Origin of the sequence: Thiocapsa sp., from assembly GCF_035467215.1 — a bacterium.
Lineage (GTDB): Bacteria > Pseudomonadota > Gammaproteobacteria > Chromatiales > Chromatiaceae > Thiocapsa.
Map to the genome: position 1 here is coordinate 1 of NZ_DATITZ010000190.1, position 4,476 is coordinate 4,476.

The window sequence follows — 4,476 nt, forward strand, 5'->3', positions numbered from 1 at the left end:
ATCGAACGGATCAGCCGGCGCGAGCCCAGATCGTCCGCCATGGCGCGACAGGTGACGCCGCGCTGGGCCGCACGCTCCAAGGCCGCGACCATCGACAGCCCGTTGTTGTCGGGCAGCCAGATGTAGAAGTTCAGGTGGACATGATCGGTCGCGGCGTCGATGTCGGCGACCATGGCGTCGATCGCGGCGTTGGAGTCCGCCATCAAGGTTGCCCGGTTTCCGCCGACCGGGGCAAAGCCGCTGATGGATGCCCCGAGTCGGAAGAGGTGGCGATAGGTGTCCGGGATCTCGGGCGGTGCAAGCTGGCGGTCGAAATCACTCGCGACCCGTGGAACTTGCGCAAAGATGCGCCGCATCCGTTCGCCGCGATGTCGTCCGAGATTGACCTCTCCGAGCAGGAGGTAAGCGACCGCCCCGACCACCGGAACCGCCAGGATGACCACCACCCAGGCGATCCGGGATGCCGGCTGCCGATTCGGCCGCAGCAGCACACGCACGACCAGTCCGACTTGGATGAACAGATGCAGGAACAGGATGATCATGGACTCGGCTTTGTCGGAAGACACGGGCGTCGGGATCTGACCAAGGTGCAGGGTACGCGAAGAGCGCCCCGGTGCTCCAGCCTGAAAAGCCCGTCGCAACGCCCCGGTGGCTGCGACGACCCGCCGTCTGCGGGCGTGCGCATCCCCTCAGCTCGGCCGCTCGCGAAACAGAGGGCGGGCATCGATCCGGCCGTCGATCAGGGTGATCATGCGCCGATAGGCGGTGCTCTGCGCATCGCCGAAGTCGGCTTTGAAGTTTCGCTCGGCCAGCCCCTCGGGCAGGCCATCGATCGGCGGCATGAAATCGTTCTCGCGCATACCGCGACGGGCGAACACCCGCAGCGCGCGGGCGTCCGTCGGATTGCCCGTGGCGAGTTGCGCAAAACGGATGCCCGCGCGATTCGCGGCGAGATCCGCGAAGCTGTAGCCGCTGCCGCGCTCGGCGTCGGTGGCCTCCTTGAGGAGACCCGCCAGATTCGACAGCATCCCGCCGCCCTTTGCCGCGAGGGCGGCCGACGTCATGAAATGCTGTGCAAGATCGCGGCGCCCCTGCAGCAGTACCGCATGTCGACGCGGTCGGTTCTCCGGTGCGCGCGTGGCGCCTCGCTCAAGCAGGCCCTTGCCGTTCACGTAGGCGGCGAGCACCAGGATGACGGCGCGATTGCGCGCGATCGGGTCGGCATCGGGCTCCTTGGCGGGATCCATGGCGGGGTCCACGGCCAGCAGGTGCGAGAGCAGATCGGCGAGCTCGATCGGCCGACGGGCCGGTCGGGTCTCGATGTAGGCGGCCAGGGCGGTCTGGTAGCCGAGCATGCGATCGAGCTCGATCCGCGGGACCAGCCCGCTACCGATATCCTCGAGGATGCCCTCTCGCCAGGCATAGCTGACCTGGATTCGGTCGGCCTCCAAACGGACCTGCTCAAGGATATCCGCGTGATCGAGTGCGGTCACGAAACGCCCGACGAGCGACTGAAACAGCCCGCCCGGGAGTGGGAGACCGGCAAGGCGCGCCGTCTCCACGCGCGGCAGAGGCGTGTCTTGCACAAAGGCCAGTTCGAGGTTGACGAAGCTGCGCTGCGGATCCCAAGGCAACGCAATGGATGCCGAGAGTCGCGCGCGACCGTTCTCCAGCGCGACCTGTGCGCGCCCTTCACCGAGGAGATCGACCAGATAGTTTGCGAGCAGGTTGGCTTCGGTCTGCGAGAGCGTCAGCGTGGCCTGCTCGCCCTCGCGCGGACCCCGTGGCCGATTCGCGGCGAGCCAGCCTCGGGCCCAAGTGCGCTGAGCCTCGGTCAGGGGCATATCTTGGCGTACGCGCGGAGCGCGATCGAAGACCACGACGGCGCCGAGGCTGATTGCCGAGATCAGGAGCACACCGATGGTCCAGCGAAGGAGTCCGATCATCCGAGGATCGGTCCGACCGGACTCGGGTGGATCGCGACCGATGTGCCGCCGAAGGCCTCGGTCCAAAGCCCGATGCCCATAACCAGAAAGGCCACGGCCAGGGCAACACAGGCAAGGGCGGCGATCAGGGTCGCGATCGCGGCGCCTTGGCTGTGTCGGTGCTTGAAGCCCCAAAAGGCACCGGCGGCCGTGATCAGAAAACCGAACTCGCCGATGAAGAGTCGGGTCAGCAAGGGCATCCCGCGACCCGCCTGCGTGTCTATTCCGCCGCCCAGCGCAAGCACGAGCGCGAGGACCAGGCCGAGGCCCGCCGCAGCCCAGGTAAAAGGGAATCGTGTGCTCATGCGCGTCCTCGCCTCTGCATCTTCCAAGACGCCTATTGTGCATGATCCGGAGCGCACGCGGGTTGTTCTCCGCATTGCGCGCCCCGTCATCCGGTCGGTTTGGATTGAACCATCGCGGCGTGCCGCCATCTTATGTTGCAGTGCACAAAAAACGACTCGAATGCCCGGTGTCGGTTTCGAAGACCGGGCGGGGCGGCGTGCCGGGTCGGTGCGTCGAGAACTCGGAGAGTCTTGCCATGAATATCAGTATCGAGCGTGCCCGCAGTCGAGCCTCGCCTCGTGGCGAGGCCGTGCGTCTGAAGGACGGTACCTTTTGTCGGATTCGCCCGATCGAGGGCGACGATACGGCGATCGTGACGGTCTGTTTCGAGGGTCTTTCGGATGCGTCGCGCCGATTGCGGTTCTTCGGGGCGAAGCGCGTATTGACCGAAGCGGATCTGGCGTATCTGACCGGTGCGGACGGGCGTGATCATCTCGCGTTCGCGGCGCTGCGCCGGAGTGTGTCGGGCGGGGACACGGAGGTTCTCGGCGTGGCCCGGTGCATCCGCTCGGCGTCCGGATCGGAGCCCGGATCCGAAACGGCGGAGCTGGCAATGGCCGTCGTGGACCGGGCGCAAGGCAACGGCGTAGGGAGTGCTTTGCTGGAGCATCTGATCGTCGAGGCACGGGAGCAGGGGATCCGCCGTTTTCGCTGCGAGGTACTCGCCGACAACGAAGGGATGCGCGCGCTGGCGAAGCGGCTCGGTGGCCACGCGGTTTGGTTGGACGACGGCACGCTTGAGTATGACTGCGGGCTTCCCGATCCCGTGTCGACCCACGGAGATTCGGAGTCGGACCAGGACCGGCGGGAGCCGGGGGGGCGGGCCGCCGCGGAAACCCTTCCCCGGCGGCCCGGGCGTCCGGTGCCGCAGGTATGGATCAGCTCATGGGAGCGCGCGGCCAATGCCTCGATCGCCTTCTTCGAGACCGCGGCCTTGGTTTGGTACGATGATCCTAGTCGAATCGAACGCCGATAGCCATGACGCAGATCCGCTCGTTCGAAGACAAGCATCCGCAGATCGATCCGTCCGCTTGGGTCGACGAGACCGCGGTCGTGATCGGCGAGGTCAGGCTCGGTCCCGGTGCCTCCGTCTGGCCCGGCTGCGTGATCCGAGGCGACATCCATCGCATCGAGATCGGCGCGCGGACCAACATTCAGGACGGGAGCATTCTGCACGTCTCGCACGACAGCCGCTTCACGCCCGGCGGTGCACCCCTGGTCGTCCACGAGGACGTCACCGTCGGCCATCAAGTGGTCCTGCACGGCTGCGAGATCCATCATCACTGCTTGATCGGAATCGGCGCGCGGGTGCTCGATCGTGCGGTGCTCGAGCCTTATACACTGCTCGGGGCAGGGTCCCTGGTCACGCCCGGTCAGGTCCTCGAGGGCGGTCATCTCTGGCTCGGCGCACCGGCGCGGCGGGCGAGGACACTCACCGACCGGGAGTTCGAGTATCTCGGCTATGTAGCGGAGAACTATGTCCGGTTGGCCGCCCGGCATCGGGCGGCATCGACGGCCGTCACGACCCCTTGACCCGACGACAAAGACCCCTTTCGAAAGACGCGAACCCCGTGGGTCGGGCTTCAGCCCGCCAAGCCCTTAGGGCGGCAACCCATTGCCGCGGCGAAACCGCCCGCTCGACGCCCTACGCCTGAAGGACCATTCGGCCTCAATCCAGTCGCAACCACCCCAGAGGGTAGGATCGGCGCAAACTCAACATCTGCGAGCAGGTTTGTTGAGTTTGTGATACCGCTCCGGCGGTGGCACGCATGTCTATGGCGCTCTGCGCCGCGAGTCTCGATGCCGGCGACGACCTCTGCATCGATCCGATGGCGCTGCCCGTGGGTCGCCGGGCCGACGAGGCCCCGGGGCCGAACGGCAGGCGGACCGCGGTCGGGTGCTCCGCGGCGGTGTCACGCGCTGAAATGTCCGAAGTCGAGGCTTGGCGGTGACCTGATGGTTAACTGAAGTTTCCCGTTTTCCTCAGGCGACCAGCCGCATGACAGGGTAAAGGGGTCGCCATTTAGCTGACCCCGATCAATGGCACGACCTCTTTTCTCGCACCGAAGCACGCGTGTGTCGGTCGGGAAGTGCCACTTTGGTACCGCCAACGCGCCCGCGGTTCTCGTTGAAAGGTCGCGGATTG

5 protein-coding genes are annotated in these 4,476 nt (G+C 66.3%); 2 read left to right on the forward strand and 3 right to left on the reverse strand.

What is annotated here, in order from left to right; genetic code table 11:
• The 3 genes from VLR48_RS10575 to VLR48_RS10585 all read right to left on the reverse strand — a co-directional run.
• The coding region (locus tag VLR48_RS10575; protein WP_325291750.1) for a PLDc N-terminal domain-containing protein at positions 1–566 on the reverse strand (566 nt) is incomplete at its 3' end.
• Between the two features lie 123 nt (positions 567–689).
• The gene (locus VLR48_RS10580) at positions 690–1,946 is read right to left on the reverse strand and encodes a hypothetical protein (RefSeq protein ID WP_325291751.1); all 1,257 of its coding nucleotides are present in this window, start codon (positions 1,944–1,946) and stop codon (positions 690–692) included.
• Positions 1,943–2,290: a hypothetical protein gene (locus VLR48_RS10585; protein WP_325291752.1), complete on the reverse strand. Its 348-nt coding sequence runs from the start codon at positions 2,288–2,290 to the stop codon at positions 1,943–1,945. Before VLR48_RS10585 ends, VLR48_RS10580 begins: the two co-directional genes overlap by 4 nt.
• A gap of 236 nt (positions 2,291–2,526) precedes the next feature.
• Here VLR48_RS10585 and VLR48_RS10590 point away from each other — a divergent pair, with 236 nt between their 5' ends.
• Together VLR48_RS10590 and VLR48_RS10595 are read left to right on the forward strand one after the other, a co-directional pair.
• The gene (locus VLR48_RS10590) at positions 2,527–3,306 is read left to right on the forward strand and encodes a GNAT family N-acetyltransferase (protein ID WP_325291753.1); all 780 of its coding nucleotides are present in this window, start codon (positions 2,527–2,529) and stop codon (positions 3,304–3,306) included.
• A gap of 2 nt (positions 3,307–3,308) precedes the next feature.
• Positions 3,309–3,863, forward strand: coding sequence for a gamma carbonic anhydrase family protein (locus VLR48_RS10595; protein WP_325291754.1), 555 nt, complete (start codon positions 3,309–3,311; stop codon positions 3,861–3,863).
• Positions 3,864–4,476 lie beyond the last annotated feature (613 nt).

Excerpts from the sequence above, each read along its gene's own strand:
- VLR48_RS10595 (WP_325291754.1), top strand. The coding sequence starts at position 3,309 with ATGACGCAGATCCGCTCGTTCGAAGACAAGCATCCGCAGATCGATCCG.
- VLR48_RS10585 (WP_325291752.1), bottom strand. The coding sequence starts at position 2,290 with ATGAGCACACGATTCCCTTTTACCTGGGCTGCGGCGGGCCTCGGCCTG.
- VLR48_RS10590 (WP_325291753.1), top strand. The coding sequence starts at position 2,527 with ATGAATATCAGTATCGAGCGTGCCCGCAGTCGAGCCTCGCCTCGTGGC.
- VLR48_RS10580 (WP_325291751.1), bottom strand. The coding sequence starts at position 1,946 with ATGATCGGACTCCTTCGCTGGACCATCGGTGTGCTCCTGATCTCGGCA.